The organism is Streptomyces sp. 351MFTsu5.1 (assembly GCF_000383655.1).
Taxonomy (GTDB): Bacteria; Actinomycetota; Actinomycetes; order Streptomycetales; family Streptomycetaceae; genus Streptomyces; species Streptomyces griseorubiginosus.
The window spans coordinates 210,838-230,984 of record NZ_KB911775.1 but is presented as its reverse complement, the minus strand read 5'-3'; the positions used below and the strand labels follow the sequence as shown (position 1 = coordinate 230,984).

Annotated in this window: 14 protein-coding genes and 1 pseudogene; 5 read left to right on the top strand and 10 right to left on the bottom strand. The window is 71.3% G+C overall.

Translation table 11 applies throughout. The features are described from left to right. The first annotated feature begins 45 nt into the window (after window positions 1-45). Window positions 46-489, top strand: coding sequence for a hypothetical protein (locus H295_RS0101020; RefSeq protein ID WP_020133481.1), 444 nt, complete (start codon window positions 46-48; stop codon window positions 487-489). A 532-nt stretch (window positions 490-1,021) separates the two neighbouring features. Continuing rightward, complete coding sequence (locus H295_RS0101015; RefSeq protein WP_020133480.1) at window positions 1,022-1,300, top strand: hypothetical protein; 279 nt, start codon at window positions 1,022-1,024, stop codon at window positions 1,298-1,300. A gap of 44 nt (window positions 1,301-1,344) precedes the next feature. On the opposite strand, the gene H295_RS0101010 is transcribed toward H295_RS0101015, so the two are convergent. Then, window positions 1,345-3,993, bottom strand: a complete 2,649-nt coding sequence (locus H295_RS0101010; protein ID WP_020133479.1) for a hypothetical protein — start codon at window positions 3,991-3,993, stop codon at window positions 1,345-1,347. A gap of 285 nt (window positions 3,994-4,278) precedes the next feature. Further along, complete coding sequence (locus H295_RS0101005) at window positions 4,279-4,992, bottom strand: hypothetical protein (protein WP_020133478.1); 714 nt, start codon at window positions 4,990-4,992, stop codon at window positions 4,279-4,281. A gap of 257 nt (window positions 4,993-5,249) precedes the next feature. Here H295_RS0101005 and H295_RS44615 point away from each other — a divergent pair, with 257 nt between their 5' ends. Continuing rightward, entirely contained in the window at window positions 5,250-5,732 is a 483-nt protein-coding gene (locus H295_RS44615; protein WP_063741177.1) for a hypothetical protein, read from the top strand. 21 nt (window positions 5,733-5,753) lie between these two features. On the opposite strand, the pseudogene H295_RS45120 reads toward H295_RS44615, so the two are convergent. The 3 genes and pseudogenes from H295_RS45120 to H295_RS0100980 form a co-directional block, all read right to left on the bottom strand. Then, window positions 5,754-6,535 (bottom strand): annotated as a pseudogene (locus H295_RS45120) (IS5 family transposase). A 44-nt stretch (window positions 6,536-6,579) separates the two neighbouring features. Next, window positions 6,580-7,488, bottom strand: a complete 909-nt coding sequence (locus H295_RS0100985; protein ID WP_234021543.1) for a carbon-nitrogen hydrolase family protein — start codon at window positions 7,486-7,488, stop codon at window positions 6,580-6,582. Between the two features lie 413 nt (window positions 7,489-7,901). Beyond that, the gene (locus H295_RS0100980; RefSeq protein ID WP_028808927.1) at window positions 7,902-11,150 is read right to left on the bottom strand and encodes a S8 family peptidase; all 3,249 of its coding nucleotides are present in this window, start codon (window positions 11,148-11,150) and stop codon (window positions 7,902-7,904) included. Window positions 11,151-11,496: 346 nt separating this feature from the next. Here H295_RS0100980 and H295_RS0100975 point away from each other — a divergent pair, with 346 nt between their 5' ends. Further along, on the top strand, window positions 11,497-11,967 hold the full coding sequence (locus H295_RS0100975; RefSeq protein WP_020133472.1) for a hypothetical protein: 471 nt from the start codon (window positions 11,497-11,499) through the stop codon (window positions 11,965-11,967). A 61-nt stretch (window positions 11,968-12,028) separates the two neighbouring features. Here the strand turns inward: H295_RS0100975 and H295_RS0100970 are convergent, their stop codons facing one another. Then, window positions 12,029-13,189: a magnesium and cobalt transport protein CorA gene (locus H295_RS0100970; RefSeq protein ID WP_020133471.1), complete on the bottom strand. Its 1,161-nt coding sequence runs from the start codon at window positions 13,187-13,189 to the stop codon at window positions 12,029-12,031. A 148-nt stretch (window positions 13,190-13,337) separates the two neighbouring features. Between H295_RS0100970 and H295_RS0100965 the strand changes: the two genes are divergently transcribed. Continuing rightward, window positions 13,338-14,507 (top strand): winged helix DNA-binding domain-containing protein, encoded by a 1,170-nt coding sequence (locus H295_RS0100965; protein WP_020133470.1) that lies wholly within the window; start codon window positions 13,338-13,340, stop codon window positions 14,505-14,507. A 10-nt stretch (window positions 14,508-14,517) separates the two neighbouring features. Here the strand turns inward: H295_RS0100965 and H295_RS0100960 are convergent, their stop codons facing one another. The 4 genes from H295_RS0100960 to H295_RS0100945 all read right to left on the bottom strand — a co-directional run bounded on the left by H295_RS0100960 (window position 14,518) and on the right by H295_RS0100945 (window position 20,119). Then, entirely contained in the window at window positions 14,518-15,165 is a 648-nt protein-coding gene (locus H295_RS0100960; protein ID WP_028808926.1) for a LysE family translocator, read from the bottom strand. A gap of 157 nt (window positions 15,166-15,322) precedes the next feature. Further along, window positions 15,323-16,114, bottom strand: a complete 792-nt coding sequence (locus H295_RS0100955) for a S1 family peptidase (protein WP_020133468.1) — start codon at window positions 16,112-16,114, stop codon at window positions 15,323-15,325. Between the two features lie 214 nt (window positions 16,115-16,328). Then, window positions 16,329-19,145 (bottom strand): helix-turn-helix transcriptional regulator, encoded by a 2,817-nt coding sequence (locus H295_RS0100950; RefSeq protein WP_028808925.1) that lies wholly within the window; start codon window positions 19,143-19,145, stop codon window positions 16,329-16,331. 143 nt (window positions 19,146-19,288) lie between these two features. Further along, window positions 19,289-20,119, bottom strand: a complete 831-nt coding sequence (locus H295_RS0100945; protein WP_028808924.1) for a helix-turn-helix transcriptional regulator — start codon at window positions 20,117-20,119, stop codon at window positions 19,289-19,291. Window positions 20,120-20,147: the final 28 nt, after the last annotated feature.

Below are 20,147 nucleotides of genomic sequence, written 5' to 3'. Positions count from 1 at the left end.
TGGAAGGCTGTATCGGTCGGCGGTGCTGCCGGAAGGAGTCGAACCGTGGTCGAGTGGGTGTCCCTGCGCGCGGGTGCACGGCCCGTGCCCCAGCCGGTGTCCACGGCCCTGGTGTGGTCCGCGGCCTTCGCCGGATCCCTTCTGCTCGTGGCGGCGGTCAACGCGCTCATCGGCCCGGGCCGGCCCGCGCTCGCCCTCGCCGTCCTGTCCGTGCTCGCCTCCCTGCTCGGCTGGTGCGCCCGCTTCGCGGCGGCCCCCGGTACGGCCGTCCTGTGCTGGCTCTTCCTCAACGGCTTCGCCATCCCGCCCGCGGGCACGCTCAGTTGGTCCGTCCAGCGCGACACCTTCTGGCTCAGCTGCCTCCTCGTCGCCGCCCTGACCGGCACGACCCTGGCCCGCCTGGGCCACGCCCGCGCCGCGTACCGCCGCCTGGCGGTCGTGCGGCCTACGGCGCCGGGGGAGTCGGGCGGGGAGAGCCGTCGAGGGTGACAGGCGTGCCGGTGGGGACTTGCCCGGGCAGGTCGAGGGGACGTGGCACGCGGACCCGACAGGCCCGGCACCGCCGGTGACCCGTGCACGCATACGGTCACGCCAGGTCCGGACCGGCGGGGGGATCCCGGAACAGCGCCACCACGTCATATCTCCGTAAGGCTCTTCGGTCGCGGGCGGCCCGCCGGTCGGCGGCGGAGCATGCTGGTGGCAGGTGAACGGTCGGAGGTGCGGGATGCGGTGGTGGCGAATCGGGGGGTGTGTGATCGCCCTGGTGGGAGTCCTGGCCGGGTGCGGGACGTCGGACACCGGTGGCCCGGCGGCGAAGGGTCCTTCGGAGAGCCCTTCGGGGAGGACGTCGGCCGGAAGTCCGACCGCTCCGTCCTCCGTGCCCCCTTCGTCTTCGTCGCAGGCGCCGTCCGCTTCGGCTTCACCGCCCTCTGCCTCTGCCTCTGCCCCCGCCTCGGGCGCGGGCTGTGCAGCGGGCCGGGCGCAGATCACCGTCGCGCCCGGCGATCCCGTCCGGCGGCCGGTGTGCGTACGGCCCGGAACGGTCGTCTCCCTGGTCCTGAGCCCCCGTACCGACGGCAAGCGGTGGACGGCCGTACGGAGTTCGGCGCCCGCCCTCGTCCTGGTGACCGGCCGGCAGGTGGCCGCCGACGGCGCCGCGCACGTCTCGCTGCGGGCCGCCGGGACCCGGGGCGGCAGCGCCCGGATCACCGTGTCGGCGAAGGAACCGGACCTGGCGGGTGCCGGGGGCGTCGGCTTCACGCTCGACGTCACGGTGACGCCGTACGCGCGGGAGGGGTGACCCCGGGTTTCCAGGGGCACCCCTCCGTCACCGCTCGGTGTGCGTCAGCCGCAGGAACTCACCGGGATGGTGTAGATGCCGCGGCCGTGGGTGGCCGCGTACAGCGTGCGGCCGTCGGGGCTCAGCTTCAACTGGAGCACGGCGACGGCCGGGAGCGAACCGACCCGCTGCCACGTGCTGCGGCCCGGCGCCCGGTAGACGACACCGAGGTCGGTGGCGACGGCGAGACCCCCGTTGGGGGTGACGACCGCGGAGTCGGCCGGCACGTCGGGAAGGTTCGCCGAGATGTCCTTCCAGGTGGTGCCGCCGTCCTTCGATTCGAAGAGATGCCCCACGCCGGCGCCCGGTCCCTCGGTCCACTGCCGGGAGAAGCCGCTGACCGTGAGGTAGACGTGGTCGGCGTTCTTCGGATCGACCGCGAACCCGCTGAGGTAGCGGTTGGGCACGGTGCCGTCCGCGCCGGTGGCGGGCAGGGCGATGTCGTGCCAGCCGGTGCCGTCCGCGTTGCCGACGGCGATGCCACGGGTGAAGCCCTGGTTGTTGCAGGGACCGCACCAGGCCGCGTACACCTTGCCGCCCGAGGCGGCGACGGCGGTCGCGGTGTGGCCCTCACCGAGGTCGTGGACGCTCTTCCACTCGCTGCCGCTGCGGATGGCGTAGCCGTGGGTCTGCACCCAGATGTGCCGGCCGCCCGCGATCCACGTCGAGCTGTTCTTCGCGTCGGCCGCGAGCGGGGCGATGAAACGCGCCTCACTGGTGGCGTTGTCGGGCGGGGCGACCCCGTACGACGTCGCCTTGCTCGGGTCGGTGATCCAACTGCCGTCGTTGACCGCGCAGTTCTGGGTCACCTGGATGGCGAGGTAGACGTACTCCTCCGCGATGTTGCAGCCGTTGGCGGGGTCGGTGAGGGTGTCGCCGCCGTCGCCGCCGAAGTTGGAGCCCATCACGGTGTCGTTGCTGCGCAGCACGGACTGGCCGTTGTCCTGGAGGCCGCCGGTGACGGAGACACCGCCGTGGTCGAGGTCCTTGCCGATGCCCACCGAGTAGTACTGGAGGGTGTCGATGGTGCCGTCGTTGAGCGAGGTCCAGTCGGTGGCGTGCCCCGAGGCGTCCTGGGAGCCGTTCACCGGGCGCTTGTAGACGCCGCCGTCGTTGCCGACGTACACGAAGCTCTTGCCGTGGTAGCGGCCGATGGCGACGCCGTGCTGGTCGGAGTGGGTGGTCTGGTTGCAGTCACCGGACTGCTTGGCGGGGTCGATGGACCAGCAGGGGAAGTTGAAGTTCCAGTACGGCCCGACCGTCGACCAGGTGGAGCCGCCGTCCTTGGACTCGTAGACCTCTTCGAGACCGGCGTACACGTGGTCAGGGTCGCTGGGGTCGACGGTGAGGAACTGGTTGTACCAGGCCTGCACGCCCGGCATGTAGCCGGCGCCGGTCAGCGCGGAACCGGAGGCGGCCAGCCCCTTGTAGTCGGCGATCTTCGTCCAAGGGCCGGTCGGAGCACCGGACTTGGAGACGTAGATGCCCTCCAGGCCGCTGTCCGGGTTGGTGTTCAGCTGCTCGGGGGACTCGTCGATGGCGTAGTAGCGGGAGCCGTCGGCGGAGCGGGCGAAGGTGACGCTGCCGACGTCGTCCACGTCGGCGGGCAGGTCGCCGAGACCGCTGGTGATCCGGGTCCAGGTGCCGTGGACCTTGGTGTAGAAGCCGTTGTAGTCGTCACCGCTGCGCCAGCCGACGGCGAGCACGACGTTGCCCGGATGCTTCGGGTCGATCGCGATGTCGTTGGTGATGTTCTTGTACGGGGCGGCCGGGTCGTGGGCCAGCGAACCGCCCGGCAGGTAGTCGGGGTTGGGCGCGAACTCCAGCTTCCAGGAGCCCTTCAGCGTCTTCGTGGAGTGGCTCCAGACACCCTCGCTGGTCGCCGCCCACACCTTGCCGCCGCCGAAGCGCAGCTCGTGGATGGTGGTCGACTCCAGCTCGTCGCCGCCGACCCGGCTGCGGCTGGAGAAGGTGCCGTGGTGCGGGTCGGACAGGACGTAGACGCCGCTGCCGAGATAGGCGTCCGCGTTGGTGGTCGCCTCGCCGGTGCCCAGCCACAGCCTGCCGGCGCCGTCGAGCGCGAGCGCGCCGGTGGACTGGGACGGCAGCCTGTCGCTGATCGGCTTCCAGCGCCCGCCGCCGCGCCCGGACCGCCAGACACCGCCGCCGGCGCTGCCCGCGTACACGTACCCGTCGTCGTCGGCGGCGATCGCGGCCATCCGGCCGGTGACGTTGCCGGACCCGCCGCTGGAGTTGGAGTCGATGTCGCGGTAGCGGGAATCGTCGGAGTTGTACGGCAGGTCGGTGATGTTGCGCCAACTGCCGCCGGTGGAGGGAAGGTTGCTGAGGCTGCCCCAGGCGGCGCCGTAAGCGCCGGGGGCGACGACGCCGGGTGAGGTGCGGGCCTCGGCGTACTGGTCCGCCCCCTCGGCTATCTCGTCGGCCTCGTTGCCGTCGTCGTCCTCGGCGGCGACGCTGGGGCTGAGCAGGCCGGTGGACTGCGCACGCTGGGCGGCGAGTCGGTCGAGCGCGCGAGTACCGAAGGGAACATGCCCGTTGCCTGACGCGGCGCCCGCGGGTGTCGCGACGAGAACGCCGGATGCGGTGATGGCACAGATCGCGAGCCATCGTCTCTTACGGGTGGGTGCTGACACCGGATCCTCCGAGAAAGGTGGTCGTACAGCCGTTGTCCGAAACCCGACCACCGGTTCGAGGGGGAGTCCGGCACTTGAGGAGCCTTTGACCGCAACCTGCCAACAGATGGGGGAGAGCGTGAGGTTGCCGTGCCGGTGCCGGCGGCATGCTGCAGCACCCGGCTGGCGATGTCACAGCCGTCCCGGACAACCACCTTGAAAAATCCGGAACTGCTCGGCCCCCGCACCGATGATCAACCCGTTGAACTGTTCACCCAAGCAGCGCAACTGGAACCTGATGCGGCACTAGCTCGTGGAGACATGGAAATTCATGACGTCGATCTTGGTGATGGCCCGCCAGTCCTCCGCGCTGTATCCGTCCCAGTTCTTCGCCTTGCGGTCGGCCGGGAACTTCGCGGCCTGGTCGGAACCGACGAGGACGAGCAGGTAGGTCTCGCTGATTCCCTCCACGCCGGGATAACCGACCGAGTGGTTGTTGTCCTCCCAGCAGCCGCTGGACGTGAGGCTGACGGGGGTGCCCGGGTAAAACCGGCCGCTCCCCGGGTGTCCGAACTCGTCCTTGGAATCAGGGTCGGGCCGGGTGATGAGATAAAGGACCTGGCCTGCTGGGATGTTGAGGCTCATCTGACCCTTGACGCTGATTTCGGGACTCCGTGCAGGGCCGCCCACTTGGGTGTAGACACGGGGTGCGTTGTGGTTCGCGAACAGCGACTCGTTGTAACGCTGTGACGGCGGCTGGTCCCAGGAGTCGGCGAGCCGTTGTAGATCGCACGGGTCTTCGGACTCGGACGGGTTTGGTGCGGCGACTGAGATGCCGTTCGGCGGTTCCTTGGGGTCACCGGTCTGGGCGAACAGGGCTCCGGCGGTTGCGGCGGCGACGGCCGCCAGTGCACCGATGGACGCGATGACGATCCGTGTTCTGTTCTCGCCCTTGCCGCCCTCCCTCTGAGGTTCATTGCCCGCGGTGTCGCCGTCGGCGCCTGCTTCGGTGCGCGTCACTTTCGTCCCCCTTGTGCAGGAGTCCGTACTATCAGCGCTTTGTGTGTCCGGTAAGGGAGTGCGGGAGCGATTGAGGGGCGCGTGTCCATATCTCGTGCGCTGCTGACCTGACTGCTCCGTGGCGTCGAACGATGCGCTCCGTGGCTGATGAGAGGCCTGTTGTGGAAGTGCTGATCGCGTGGCCAGCCCAATCGGGCGGGCAGCCGGGCCGGTAGGACATGATTGGCGCTGGGAGCGAGCAGCTGCAGAGGAGTGCCGTGAGCAAGACAGTGCCGGTGATCTCCGGGGACGCGATGTTCTGGGCCTACGACGTGGCACTCGGAGTTCTCTTCATCGAAGCGGCGAGAGTCTGGGGAGAGACGCCGACGGATCAACGGCCCTCGTGGTGGGCGGAGTTGGAGCAGGATCTGCGCACGCACGCGTTGGCGGGCAGCAGTTTCGCCGTCCTGTTCGACGACTACGGCGTCGAACAGAAGCAGCAACTCCTGAACTGTGCTCTGGAGGCAGCTCGCCGGATCGAGACCCGCGGTGGCGTGGCCCGAGACGAAGTTTCGACCTGGCCTGAGTTGGAGGAGAGCGCCACCAGCTTCCTGCGCGGTGCACACCACATTGATGCCGCTCCGCTTGTTGAGTTGGCGGAGGCGCTGTCTGATCTTGCAGCTGGCACCCTCCCTCCTGCGCCGGCTGAGCGGCACTGGTACTTCGGGACCTCGGAGGGGCGAATCCTTCAGGGCGGATAAGCGTGGCTGCGACTGTGCTGGTCACAGCCATTCGTTGATGGCAGCGACCAGCACAGTCGCGTGGTAGCGGACGGCAAGCTTGTCGTACCTCGTCGCAACCGCGCGGTGGCGCTTGAGCCGGTTGATTCCGCACTCGACCGCGTGCCGCTGCTTGTAGTCGTCCTTGTCGAACTTGGGCGGGCGACCACCGCCGGAGCCGAGCTTTTGGCGGTTGCGGATCTGGTCGGCTTTCTCCGGGATGGGGTACTTCACGCCTCGTCGACGCAGGTAGGAGCCGCTCGCGCGGGAGCCGTACGCCTTGTCCGCCCGAACTCTGTCCGGCTGTGCCCCGGACGGCCTCGCACGACCCTGCTCGACTGCCAGGTGCAGCTTGGTGGTCAGCCCGCCTCGCGAGCGCCCGAGGCCTTGGTCGTCGGGCTCGGTGGCGATGCCACCGGGAGGTTCCTTTTGGAGATCCCCTTTTGACGCGCGCCAGCGGCATGCTGGTGGGCGCGGGCGATGGTGGAGTCCACGCCCACGTCCCACGTGATCAGACCCGTTGCATCGGCCTCGGCCTGCAGTTGGGTGAGGATCCGGCTCCAGGTGCCGTCGCGCTGCCAGCGGCGGAACAGGTCGTGGGCCCGGTCCCACGGCCCACAGCGCTCCGGCAGGTCACGCCAGGGACCCCCGGTTCGGATCCGCCACCGTATGCCGTCGATCAACTGCCTACGGTTCCAGGTCCGCGAGCGGCCCGGCTTCTTTCCACCCGGCAGCAACGGCTCCAGCCGCTCCCACTGGTCGTTCGTCAGATCACCTCGTCCCACGGACCGTGATCATCTACGGCCTTGATCCACTTTCGCAACAGACCCTAGAAGCCCGTCGTACGGTCCTCACTGCGCGGGTCGTTCACCTGGTGCTCCGTGTAGAGGCCCGAGCGCGACTTCCGACGCCAGGGGCGTGCGTGGGTCAGTGCCGATGTGGCGGTCTCGGAGCTGTCGTCCAGGTCCACCACTGCCACCGAAGGCGAACCGTCGGCGGGGCACCGCGCGAGCCAGTCACCGTTGGGAGCGACCACGCCTGTCGGCGCGGTGACGCTGTCCTGTGCCGGCCCCGAGATGCCGACCCAGTAGCCGTTGAACGCGGCATGGCCCTGGACCTGGGCCTCGGCGGTGATGTTGCCCGGTGTACCGCTGGTGGAGAGCAGCACGCAGTCGGCGTCCAGCCTCTCGTACTCCGCGAACAGTTCCGGGTAGTGGATCTCCATGCCGAGCAGGCAGCCGAAGCGCACACCGTCGACCTCGAAGGTCACCGGGGAGACGCCCGGCGAGTACAGGTACGAGACCTTCGTGTTCGACAGGAGTCGCTCGTCGTAGCGCGTGACGACCTCGCCGCGATCGGAGACGACGTAGAGGCTGTTGTGCGGGCGGTGCGGCTCGGTCAGGCGGTGCGCCGACGGAATCACCGTCCACAGCCGCAACGCGCGGGCCAGCTCGGCGATCGCCGCCAACTCCGCCCGGAGCACGGGCCACTGGCACCGGCTCCAGTCCGCGGGGCCGACCGCGTCCGGACCGTCGACGGACATGACCAGCTTGCCCGGAAAGCAGAGCGCGCCCTCCGGAAAGTGCACGATCCTCGCTCCCCGCGCCCCGGCCTCGCGCATCAGGGCACGTACGGCACGCCCGCTTTCGCGCAACGCCTCGACGTCTCGGGGGTCTTCTCGTACGACCGTCTGCGCCACGGCAAGCCGCACGCTCCTGGGAGTCCTTGCTTCCGACATGACGTCTCCTGATGGAGTCGGACGGAAGTGCCGCAGAGCGGCCGTATAGGACTCACCGGTCCTGGCGGCGCGGGCACGCACCTGGCGCTTGAAGTTCCTACGGGCAGTCATCGCGGCCTTCCACGCCCCGAACGACGGCTCCCCAGCAACCTCGCCCGCGGCGATCGGCTGCGACAACGGCCTGAGACGCTGGTCCCTTTGCCTCCGTGGGGAGACCGTGCTGGGGACGGTCGCGGGAGGTTCGGCGTAGGCCACGCAGTCGGTCATCCTGCCGTCACGGGCGGGCTCCGTCAACATCCCTCAACGGGTGCGGCGTCGCGAGCACGCAAGACGGTGCCCAGCCCCCGCTCCCCGCCGCATGGGGGAGCACATGCGGCGGGGAAGGAGCCGGGTCAGGCTCGCGCGGGGTGTCGTCAGCCGACCGTGTACGTGTACGGGATGCCGGTCAGCTCGGAGCCCTCGAGGCCGAAGCCGGAGTACGTGTCGATGTAGACCGTTCCGTGGACGACCGTGCCGACGGGCGCCGTCGGGGTCAGGGTGAGGTGCATCGTCGCGGTCGTCCCGGTGGCGGCCTCGACGGGGTTCCAGTCGGCGTCGGGGTCCCAGAACGCGCCGGTGGAGGCCTTCGCCGCCGGGTCGAGCGTCCGGGTCGTGGCGGTGAGCGTGACCTTCGCCGTGCCGGTGCCCGCGGGCCTGTCCGTGAAGGGGCCCGGGTCGTCGACGACCGTGGTCCACGGCCCGGACGCCAGCTCGCCCGCGGTGGCGGTGGCGACCGTGGTGTCGCCGCTGCCGGCCTGCGCGACCACCTGGGGAGAGGTGGTCGCGGGGAACATCGTCAGGTCGACCGGGCGGTCGGCGGTCGCGGTGGCGACCAGCTCGGTCGTGTGCGTGGGCACGGACCAGGCCGGGCCGTCCCCGTTGACCTGCGCGGTCCCCGACTTGTCGGATCCGAACTGCCGGACGGGAAGGTCGCTGGTGGTGTCGAGCCTCGCGTCGAGGAAGTACTGCCGAACCGCCGGACCGGGGTTCCGCACCCGCACGGGAACGGTGAGCGTGCTGCCGCGTCGCAGGACACGGGAGGCACTGTCCGGAAGGCCCGGTGCCGTCGCCGTCACCGAGTCGAAGCGGACCTTCCCGGTGATCTGTCGGCTGAACGCCTTGCCGCTGACCGCGTCGGGCAGTCCGACGATCAGTGTCCAGCGGCCCGCTGCCGGGCGGTCGACGGTCAGGCTCGCGTACTTCGTCGGCGCGCTGTGGTCGCCTGCGGTGCGGTCGACGTCCCGGGCGAGGACCTGGTCGTCGGGGCTGACCAGGTAGTACACCAGCGTGGGCGCGGGGTCCTCGGCGGTCAGCTCGATGCTCAGGTCGCGCCGGCCCGGCGGTACGTCCAGGTAGTAGCCGCCTGTCTGGCCGACGTCCCGGCCGACCCCGCCGGTGACGGTCGCCGAGAAGGAAGTGCTGTGCCCCGGCCTCGGATCGGTGGGGATCAGCGTCCGGCGGGCCACCGGGAGGGACAGCCGGGTCCCCGAGTCCGAGGCGAACTGGAGCGAGAAGGGCGCGTCACCGGCCGTACGCGGCAACGGGATCCGCACCGGGAACCGCGCGGTGCCGCCTGCCGGGACGACGCGGGTCTGCTCGGGTACTCCGGCCCGCGCGTAGCGGTGCCCGGTGATCCTGACACTGACCGGACCGCGGTAGCTGCCGGGCTTCAGCGGTTTGTCCTGGAGGAGCATGCGGCCGTTGCCCCAGACCAGCTTGACGGTCCAGGTGCCGGGGCGCGGGTCGTGGACGTCGACGTGCTGGTGATTGCTGTTCACGCCCCCGTCGTAGTCGTAGCTGACCTGTGTCAGCCGGCCGACCGGATCCAGCAGGACCAGGACGAGCTTCCCGGAGTCGGCGGTACCGGGCCACACCATCTCGGCGTCCAGCAGCGGGGTGCCCTTCGGCACCCGGACCGTGAACGGCCGGGCCGCGAGGCTCCCTTCGCGTGTGCCGTTGGCGAGCGGAGAACCGACGGTGACCTTGCGCTCGGTGAGGAAGGTCCGGGCGCCGGCCGTGCGCGAGGTCATGGTGACCCGCTGCGCCCGGTCCGCGGTGTTGGTCAGAGCGACGGAGGTGTTCCGCTGGGCGCCGGGAAGTCCCACGACCCTCAACTGGCCTACCGAAGGCACCAGTTCGGTGCTCTTGCGGTCGCCGCTCACCGTGTCGACGGCCCGCGCCGCGCGGACGGCCGCGTCGGTGTCCAGGAGTCCCGCGCCCTGTTCGCCGACGGGCGCGCGCAGGTCGGTCGCGGTACCGGTCAGGATCCGCTTGACCAGGTCGGGCGACGGTCGCGCTCCGCCGTGTGCGTCCCCGTACGCCTGGATGACGTCGGCCGCCGCGCCGGCCACGAACGGGCCGGACTCGCTGGTGCCGCCGAACACCTGGGTGGGGCGGGTGCAGTCGCTCCAGCGCGGGTCGACGGTGCAGGCGGCCATGCTGACCATGCCCGGCGCGACCAGGTCGACCAGCCTGTTGCCGGGAGTCGTCCCGCCGGAGGACAGGGGGGCGATGTTGTCGCTGGTCCACTTCCGGTAGCCGTAGGCCTGTGCGGCCAGCCGGAACGACGTGGAAGCGCCCACCGCGATCACATCCGGGTCGCTGGCCGGTGAACCCACCGTGCCGGACGGCCCCGAGTCCCCGCTGCCGGACACCACGGTCACACCGGCGGCGACGGCCGCGTCGTCGGCCAGCCGCTCGGGGTCGGTGGCCGGGTCCGGGTAGAGGTTGCTCCCGAAGGACTCGTTGATGACGTCGGCGTGGTGCTCGACCGCGTACTGGACGGCGCGCACGACCGAGGAGGCGGTGAAGGACACCCTCAGATCCATCAGTTGCACCCCGGGTGCGAATCCGCGCACACGGAACGTGCACCCCTTCGGCAGTCCGGCGTACGGCAGTTGCGTGGACAGGTCGTACGTACGGCTGCCCTGCGCGGCGATGGCACTGGCGTCGCCGAACGCCTCGCCGCCGCCGGTGTCGGCGTTCACACCGTCCCCGCCGAAGTCCTGGCGGTCGGTGACCACATGGCTGCCGTCGGGGCGGATGAACTCGGGGTTGTCCGCATCCAGCCCGTCGGAGACGACGGCGACCTTCACCCCCTTGCCGGTGGCGGTCCGCTGTGCCGCGTCGGTGTGCGTCAGCCGGAGCGCCTCGGGTTCGACGAGGGGCTTCGCGGGGTCCTTGGGGCAGGCGGTGCCGGTCGCGACGGCAGCCGTACTGGTTGCCCCGGCCGCCGCGGAGACACCGCGGTCCGCCTCGGGCAGCCGTAGCGGAAGGTCGGGGACGACGGCGGCCACGCGCCCGTCCTCACGAATCCGGGCGACGGCGTCCGGCCGCAACGTGGCGGACACGGCGTTGATCAGGGTCATTCCGCCGATGCGGGTGCCGCCGCTCTTCCTCAACTGCGCCATGACGGGCGCCTGGTCATGGGCAGCGGTGTGACTGCGCTCGGTGGCGCGCGTCCGCATCGGGAGGCCGCCGAGCTGGTCGCGCAGGATGACGATGACGCGCTGCGGGGCACCGGTCGCGCCGCTGTCCGACGCCTGGGCCGGTACGGCGGCCAGTGAGAAGGCGCTCAACAGGACCGTGCCCGCGAGCGCCGTTCTCCTTATGTAGCTGTACACGCAAGATCTCCGCTTGTGGGGGGTGTCGCAGGCGGCTGTGCCGGCCCGCCGGGACGATCATTCGCCGCAACTCCCGTATATCGCCAGGAATCCCAGGTCAAGGACAATCCAAGATTTCAGCGACGAGCGCCCACTGGTGCGACAGCACGCGGAACCAACGAGGCCCCAGCGTGACCCGATCAGCACGCCAGGCTGAAAACCCTCCGTGAACGGGGAGAGAACCGAAGCCCATGGGGCGGTGACCATTTGGGCGAACGGATCACGCTCCGCCCAATGAGGCTGTGCCGCGGGTATTTTGAGTCTTCAATCCGGCACTCACAGGGGGTAGTTGATCGTGCGTAGAGTCGTGAGGATCAGAACCATCGGGATCTCGGCCATCGCCCTGGCAGCCCTGGGAGCGACTTACGCGGGAGCCACTGCGAATGCCTCGCAGAGGATCGCCTCCGCGTCGGCCGCTCCGGGCGATGTCTACAAGGCGACGGCGGTGCACTCCGTCGGGACGACGGACACGCAGGTCGTCGCTCTGTCGCTCCCTGCCGGGACGTACACCCTGACCGGTTCCGCCTTCCTCATCTACGCAGACAAGGGGAATTGCAGGATCACCGGTGGCCCCAACATGGCCACGCCTCGCGGCAGCGGCTACAACGAGGCCTCGTTGAGCGCGACGGGGACGGTCACCCTGGCGACGGCGGGAAAGGTCCAGCTGCTGTGCAGCAGTGAGAAGGTCCTGGCCGCGCCACAGGATCCCGCGGCCAACGGCACGCTCGTGGCCGTCAGGGCCGGGCTTCTCGTCGATCAGGGAACCGGCGCGCAGTAGTCGCCTGGCGCCGCAGCCGCACTCCCCTCCATCCGTTGATCACCTCTCCCCGGAGAGAGGCTCACAGCCAGTCCCGCCGTTTGAAGATCACGTACAGGCTCACGCAGACCACCCCCATCAAGCCGATCGCGAAGGGGTACCCGAAGCTCCAGTCCAGCTCCGGCATGTGCTCGAAGTTCATGCCGTAGATGGTTCCCACGAGCGTCGGAGCGAAGAGGATCGCCGCCCACGAGGAGATCTTCTTGATCTCCTCGTTCTGTTCGAAGCCCGCCTCCGCCAACGCCCTCATCTCCGCGTTCTGTTGCTGGGTGACCAGGGTCGCGTTGACCGTGAGGATGTCCGTGAGGGCCTGGCGGAAGCCGTCGACGCGTTCGCTGGTGTGGGTGACGTGGTCGGCCACGTCGCGCAGGTAGCGCTGGAGTTCCTCGTCCGTGCCGTACTTCGCGAAACCGGCCATCAGGGCGTGCAGCATGCCCACCAGGGGGCGGGTCGCGCGCTGGAACTCCACCATCTCGCGGGAGAGTTCGTAGATACGGCGGGAGACCTCCGGGTCGCCCCGGAAGACCTCCGTCTCGATCTCGTCGATGTCGTTCTGGACGCCCGAGACGACCGGGGCGTAGCCGTCGACCACCGCGTCCAGGATGGCGTAGAGGACCGCCTCGGGGCCCAGCCCCAGCAACTCCGGTGTCTGCTCCATGCGATGGCGTACCGCCGACAGGTCGGGCGCCGCGCCGTGCCGGACCGTGATCACGAAGTCCGGGCCCACGAACACGTGCAGCTCGCCGAAGTCGACCTCCTCCGGTGCGTCCAGGTAGCGGGCCGCCCGCAGGACGACGAAGAGCGTGTCGCCGTAGCGCTCCAGCTTCGGGCGCTGGTGGGCCTCCATCGCGTCCTCGACGGACAGCGGGTGCAGGTCGAACTCCTCAGCCAGCGAGAGCAGTTCGCTCTCCGGAGGGCGGGCCAGGCCGATCCACGCCATGCCGGAGGGCTGTTCGCGCAGCTCCCGGAAGGTGTCCGCAAGGGTCTCGGGGGACGACACGCGGACGCCGTCGCGGTACAGCGCCGCCTGGACGATGCTCGCCGGTTCGGCCGGTTCGGGGTCGGCCGGCTCCGCCGTGGGCACCGGGGCCTTCGGGGTCGCGGAGGGCGGGGTCAGGGCGCGGCGCCAGGCGGACTTCCTGGCGGAGTTCTTCCCCGCGGGACGGGGGCGTCGCTCGGACATCGTATGCCTCTCGCTCTCGGGTCGAGCCGATGTCGGCGTGATCACAGAGCAGGGTATACGGGGCAAATGACTTTCCAGGAGGCCCGCCCCGCACCACGCCGTGAGTTGCGGACAGAACGTGTCCGCAAGCGCCGCTAGCGTGCTTCTCATGACGAAGACGACCGCGTCGGCCCCCGTGCTCGGCCCCCGCGCCCTGAACCGCGCGACCCTCGACCGGCAGCTCCTCCTGCGCCGGTCCGGCATGTCCGCGAAGGCCGCCGTCGGGCATCTGCTCGGCCTCCAGGCCCAGAACGTCAAGCCCCCGTACTACGCGCTCGCCGCCCGCCTCGACGGGTTCGCCCCCGAGGAGCTGTCGGCGCTGATGGCCGACCGCGAGGTGGTCCGGATCGTCACCATGCGCTCGACCATCCACACCCACACCGCCGAGGACTGCCTCACCCTGCGGCCGCTGGTCCAGCCCGCCCGGGACCGCGAACTCACCCAGTTCCGCAAGGGACTCGACGGCGTCGACCTCGACCGGCTCGCCGTGCTCGCCCGCGACCTCGTCGAGAGCGAGCCCCGCACCATGAAGGAGCTGAGGGAGGCCCTCCTCGTCGAGTGGCCGGACGCCGACCCGCAGGCCCTGGCCGTCGCCGCCCGGTGCAAGCTCCCGCTCGTCCAGGTCACCCCGCGCGGGCTGTGGGGCCGCAGCGGCCAGGTGGCCCTCACCACCGCGGAACACTGGCTCGGCCGCCCCGCCGACCCCGCGCCGCCCGCGGAACACCGGCCCACCGACCCAGCCCGCCCCACCTCCACCTCAACCCCCGCCCCCGACGCCACCGTCCTGCGCTACCTCGCCGCCTTCGGTCCCGCCTCCGTCAAGGACATGCAGACCTGGGCCGGACTCACCCGGCTCCGCGAGGCCTTCGAACGACTCCGCCCCGAGCTGCGCGTCTTCCGCGACGAGCACGGTGTCGAGCTCTTCGACCTCCCCGACGCGCCCCGTCCCGCCGAGGACACCCCGGCCCCGCCGCGCTTCCTGCCGGAGTTCGACAACCTGCTGCTCTCCCACGCCGACCGCACCCGCGTGGTGCCGAAGGAGTACTGGGGCCGCAGCTGGCAGGGCAACCAGGCCTACTGCACCCTCCTCGTCGACGGCTTCCTCGCAGGTGTGTGGAAGCTCGACGGGGACACCCTCGTCGTCGAGCCCTTCGGCCGGCTCACCAGGGCCCAGCGGGGGGAGGTCACCGAGGAGGGGCAGCGCATGGTGGCCACGCTGTACCCCGGGCAGCCGTACGACATCCGGTTCGGGACCGTCGTACAGCAGCGGGCCACCTGAACGGGACGGCTCAGTCCGCCCGCCCCGTCACCGCCACCGTCAGCCCCAGCCCGATCATCGTGAAGCCGCCCGCGCCGCCGATCAGGGACAGACGGCGGTCGGAGCCGGCGAACCAGGTGCGGGCGGCGGACGCGGTCAGGCCCCACAGGGTGTCCGTGACCAGGCCGATGGTGATGGGGACCAGGCCGAGCAGCAGCATCTGGGCGGGGACGTGGCCCGCCGCGTGGTTCACGAACTGGGGGAGCACGGCGGCGAAGAAGACGACGCCCTTCGGGTTGGTGACGCCGACCAGGGCGCCGTCGAGCACGGTCCGCAGGTCGCCCCGCGCCGGGCCCGCAGGTCCGGCGGTGATCGCCGAGGCCCTCAGTTCGCCCCGGTGCCGGAAGGCCTGGACGCCGAGGAGGACCAGGTATGCGGCGCCCGCGAGTTTCACCGTCAGATAGACGGACGCCGATCGTTCCACCAGCGAGCCGATCCCGATCGCCACGGCCACGACGAGCAGGTAGGAACCGAACACGTTGCCGAGGGCCGTCGCCACCGCGGTCCGGCGGCCGTGCGCCAGGGCCCGGCCGATCACGAACAGCACGCTGGGCCCCGGGATGACGATCACCAGCAGGGACATCGCGGCGAAGGCGAGGACACGGTCCGTGGACACCATGGCGGTCATTGAAACAGGCGACCGCCGTCCGCCTCCAGGGCCGTGCCGCCTGCCCGTGCAGAGCCAGGACATGGACAGGGGGCGTTGCGGGCCGCTCGTGGAGGCCCGCAACGCCCCCGGCTTCATACCTGAGGAACCCTCAGGAAACCTCTGGGGACTACGAGTTGACCTGTGCGGTCACCAGGCTGGAGAAGGTCGTCAGCCGGGTGTAGACACCCGGGTAGCCGGCCTGCGCGCAGCCCTCTCCCCAAGAAGTGATCCCTGCCAGGACGCCCCCGATGAGCAGGGGACCGCCGCTGTCGCCCTGGCAGGTGTCTGTGCCGCCGGAGGTGTATCCGGCGCAAACCATGTCGGACTGGACGAAGTCCGAACCGTAGGAGCTCTTGCAGCTGGAGTCGGACACGATCGGGACGGTCGCGGTCCGCAGCTGGTTGGAGGAGCTGCCGTTCGACGAGGTGGTGCCCCAGCCGAGGATGCGGGCCGTGGTGCCGGCCGCGTACACGCTCGTCTGGGAGGAGGAGACGTACGACGCCTTCGTGTAGGGCATCGACGTCGACAGGGTCAGCACGGCCACGTCGTCGCCGTTGGTGGCGTCCGTGTAGCTCGGGTTGATCCAGATCTTGCTGACCCGGCTGACCGTGCCGTTGGTGCCGTTGAGGTAGGTGCGGCCGCCGACGACTCTGACACTGCTGGTGGTCTCGCCGACCATGCAGTGGGCCGCGGTGACCACCTTGGTCGCGGAGACCAGGGTGCCGCCGCAGAACTGGTTCTGCGAGGCGTCCGTGATCTGCATCATGAACGGGTAGGCGGTCGTGGTCGTCGTCGTACCGCCGACGATGGGCTGGGGAGCGGCGACAGCGGTGGGGGCGCTGAGCAACGCGGTGGCGGCGGCAGCGGCCGTCGCCAGGCCGACGGCGCCGGCCTTCTTCGCACGGGTGAGACCGAACATCGGTGAGTCTCCTCAGGGTTGCCGGTGGGGGTCGCGCGGGTGTGGGGGGTGATACACGGGGGTCGCGGGACCGACCCCCGTATGCCCGGGCGAGCGGCACGTTCATAAGCTAGAACGCGGGAGTTCCCCTTCCCAATGAGGGAAGCCCCTAAGGGAGTTGGGCAGGGAAAACCCTCGGTCGGCCCTGAGTGGAGCCGTACGCAGGGGCGTTCGGTTACGACCTTCGTCCCGCCGCCAGCCGGACGATGTCCACGCGGGAGCGGATCCCGAGCTTGCGGTAGACGCGGGTGAGGGTCGCCTCGACCGTCTTCACACTGATGAACAGCCGCGCGGCTATCTCCCGGTTGGTCGCGCCCTCCATGACCAGCGCCGCCACCTGACGCTCCATCGAGGCAAGCCCTTCGAGGCTGTCCAGCCCGTCCTGCGCGGTCGTCAACGGAGCGGCCGGCTCCACCGGCCGGGTCAGCGCGGCCGTCTCCACCTGCCGCAGCCAGGGCAGCGCACGGCAGCGCCGGAAGAGCCGGGCCGCCTCGTCGTACGACGTGGGACCGGGCTGCCGGGTGCGCAACTGGGCCAGCGCGAACGCGGCGCGGGCCTCCTCCAGGCCGTAGCCCAGCTTGGCGAGCCGGTCCTGAACCGACGTCAACCGGTCGAGCGCGGAGTCGTGTTCACCACGCGCCGCCCGCACCAGCGCCTCGGCCCGGTCCAGCACGGCGAGCACGCTCTCCCGGCCGAGGCGCAGCGCGTTCACCCGGGTCCCGTCGATGACGTCCTGCGCCTCCCCGATCTCCCCGATGCGTACGAGGGCCTCGGCGAGGTCGCCCTGCCACCGGCCGCGCGCCGGGTCGGTGATGCCGAGGCCGTGCTCCAGCTCGCGCACCCGGCGCAGCGAGCGGACCGCGCCCTCCGCGTCCCCGGCGACGAGCTGGGCGTACCCGAGGGCGGCCAGGCCCCGGGACTCGTACATCTGGTCGCCGTTCTCCTCGGAGTGGCCGACCGCCTCCCGGGCCAGTTCCAGCGCCCGCTCGACACTGCCGCCCGAGGCCTCCGCCAGGGAGGCGAGCACGGCCGAGGCCACCTCGCCGATCCCGGTGTCGCGGGCCATCATCAGGCTCTCCCGGGCCAGGTCGAGCGCCCGCCCGCAGTGCCCGGAGCGCAGTTCGGTCTCGGCCACCCCGCGCAGGAAGTGCACCTCGCTCTCGACCGAGCCGCGGCGGCGGACCTCGCGCAGCAGGGCGGTGACCGTGGCGCGGGCCTCGGGCAGCTGGTCGCTCATGATCAGCCAGCGGAAACGGGAGTAACCGGCGCCGTTGTGGTGACAGGCCACCCGGGGGTCCTGGGGCTCCTTGAGGGCGCGCTTGATGGTCGCGGGGGCGTCCGGGTGGCCCATCAGTGTCTCCAGCTGGGCCTGGAGGGACAGGCCCATCAGCTCGTTGTACCGGTCGCCGGCCCGCTCGGCCAGCGCCGCCGAGCGGGCGGCCTCCGCGCGTGCCTCGTCGAAGTCGCCCTCGACGAGCAGGGCGCGCCAGGCCAGCTGGTAGCGGATCAGGGCGAGCAGTCCGGGGTCGTCGCCCGCGTCGGCCAGCGCCTGCGGGAAGACCGCGTCGACCTCGGTCATGGCGTGGCCCGCGGTGTCGATCACGATGATCCAGGCCCGCACCCGGTCCGCGGGCACGCTGGCCCGGGTCAGCACGTCCCGCGCGATGTCCCGGGCGAGGTCCAGCTCACCGGCGGTGATCGCGTCCTCGGCCGCGGTGAGCCGCCGTACGTCCGGGGCGGGCACGCTGTCCGCCGGGGTGTGGCGGGCCGACAGCAGTCCGAGCGAGGCGGCCATCGAGGGGGCGCCCCGGTCCCGGGCCAGGGCCGCGGCCTCGGCGAGCCGGGCGGCCACCTCCGGATCGGTGCCGTGGGTGGCGAGGGCCAGGTGGCGGGCGCGCTCGATCGGGTCGGAGGCGGCCGTGGACAGCGCGCGGTGCGCCTCCCGCCGGTCCTGCGCGGGCGCCTCCGCGTACAGGGCGGCCGAGATCAGCGGATGTGCGAACCGTACGGCGGGACCCTCGGCCTCCGTGGCGAGCAGGCCCAGCGCGGCCGCCTGGGCCATCTCGGCCTCGGCGTCCCCGCGGCCCGCGGCGTGCAGCAGGGCCGGGGTGGGGCGGGCGCCCGCGCTGGCCACCAGGAGGGTGCGGCGGGCCTCCTCGGACAGCATCTCCAGGCGGCTGAGCACCAGGGCCCGCAGCGAGGTGGGCACCGGCAGCGGGTCGCCGGGGCGCGGCGGCACCGGGCTCTCGGTGAGCGCGCGGCCGAGCTCCAGGGCGAAGAACGGGTTGCCGCCGCTGGTGCGGTGGATGTCCCGGACGGTGGAGCGCTGGAGGCCGGTGTAGCCGCGGTGGTCGAGCAGCGCGGCGGTCTGGGCGCGGGTGAGCGGGTTGAAGCGGACGGCGAGGCTGTCCGGGGGCAACACGCGTAGATGGTGGTCGTACTCGGGACCGTCGGTCCGGACCGCGCACAGCATCCGCACCGGGATGTCGCCGAGCCGGCGGGCGGCGAAACCGAGCAGCTCGAGACTGGCGGGATCCAGCCACTGCATGTCGTCGGCGACGATCAGGACGGGTCCCTCGGCGGCGAGGGCGCGCAGCGCCGACAGCACCGCGAGGCGCAGGGCGAGACCGTCGCGCTGGAGGGTGGACTCGCCGCGGCCGGTCAGCGCCGACTCCAGGGCGGTGCGCTGGGCGGCGGGCAGCTTGTCGGAGATGTCGTCCAGGACCAGGCCGAAGAGGTCGGCCAGGGCCAGGAAGGGCAGGTGGGACTCCGACTCGGTGGCCGAGCAGCGCAGCACGGTGCGGGCCGCGTCGCCGCATTCCGTGGCCAGGGCCCGCAGGACGGTCGACTTCCCGATACCGGCCGGGCCGTGCAGCAGCACGCTGCCGCCCCGGGTCAGCCGGTCACGGGCCTGGGCGAACAGGTCGTCGCGTCCGATCACCAGGTCGGGGCGGCATCGCGCGGGCTCCTGGAAGTCGCTTGGCACGGGCAGCGCTCCCCTCCCTGTGGCGTGTCGTGGCCAATATTAGGCAAGGTGCTGCGGAATTCGGCGGGAAGATGCGGTGAGGGAGATAACAACCGGTTACGTATCAAGAAATTCAAAGCGCCCGTACCTGAATGAGATGTCTACGAATGTTACGGGAGCAGCCCGGCCCGACGCGCGGCCGCGACCGCCTCGCCCCGGGTGCCGGCGGCCAGCTTCCGCATGGCCGACCGCAGGTACGCCTTGACCGTCTCGGCGCTCACCCCCAGCCGGGCCGCCGCCACGGCGTTCGTCGCACCGGCCGCCACACACGCCAGGACGTCCAGCTCACGCGGGGCCAGCGCGACCCCCGCAGGGGACGCGGGCGCCGGGGTCAGCAGGGCGCACGCGTCCAGCAGCTCGGTCCTGAGCGCCGGGTCGGCGATCCGCGGGGCCAGCGCCCGCAGCGCCGCGTGCGCCTCCCGGACCTGCTCCCAGCCGGAGCTGTCGCCCGGCGGCGGCTCGGCCCGCGCCGCCGCCAGCACGTCCCTGGCCTCGTCGCCGACGACCAGCGCCTGCTCGACGTCCCGCGCCGCGTCCACCGCCGCCGCCATCGTCCGGTCGCCCAGCGGCCGGGCGTCGCGCAGGGCGCCGTAGAGCACGCCCCGCACCCGGCGCCGTACCACCACCGGCACGGCGAGCACCGAGCGCAGGCCCTCGGCGGCGACCGCGGCGTCGTACTCGTGGCTGATCTGCCGGGACAGGGAGTAGTCGGCCACGGCGCACGGGCGGGCCAGCGCCACCGTCTTGCCGCCCAGGCCGTTGCCCGAGGCCACCGCGAGCGCCAGCAGCGAGGTGGTGGCCGTGCCGCTCAGCTCGCTGATCCGCATCCGCGGCCGGCCGGCCTCCACCAGGCCCCCGAAGGCGACCGGAAGGCCCGTCGTGCGCCGCAGCCGCACCAGCGCACGCCGGATCTCCACCGCACCGGCCGCGTCCACTGTCACCTGTTCGTCCCTCCACCGCGGCACACAC

Coding starts and splice junctions, on each gene's coding strand:
- H295_RS0100985 (WP_234021543.1), bottom strand. CDS start 7,488: ATGTCGGAAGCAAGGACTCCCAGGAGCGTGCGGCTTGCCGTGGCGCAG.
- H295_RS0100960 (WP_028808926.1), bottom strand. CDS start 15,165: ATGGTGTCCACGGACCGTGTCCTCGCCTTCGCCGCGATGTCCCTGCTG.
- H295_RS0100965 (WP_020133470.1), top strand. CDS start 13,338: ATGACGAAGACGACCGCGTCGGCCCCCGTGCTCGGCCCCCGCGCCCTG.
- H295_RS0100955 (WP_020133468.1), bottom strand. CDS start 16,114: ATGTTCGGTCTCACCCGTGCGAAGAAGGCCGGCGCCGTCGGCCTGGCG.
- H295_RS0100970 (WP_020133471.1), bottom strand. CDS start 13,189: ATGTCCGAGCGACGCCCCCGTCCCGCGGGGAAGAACTCCGCCAGGAAG.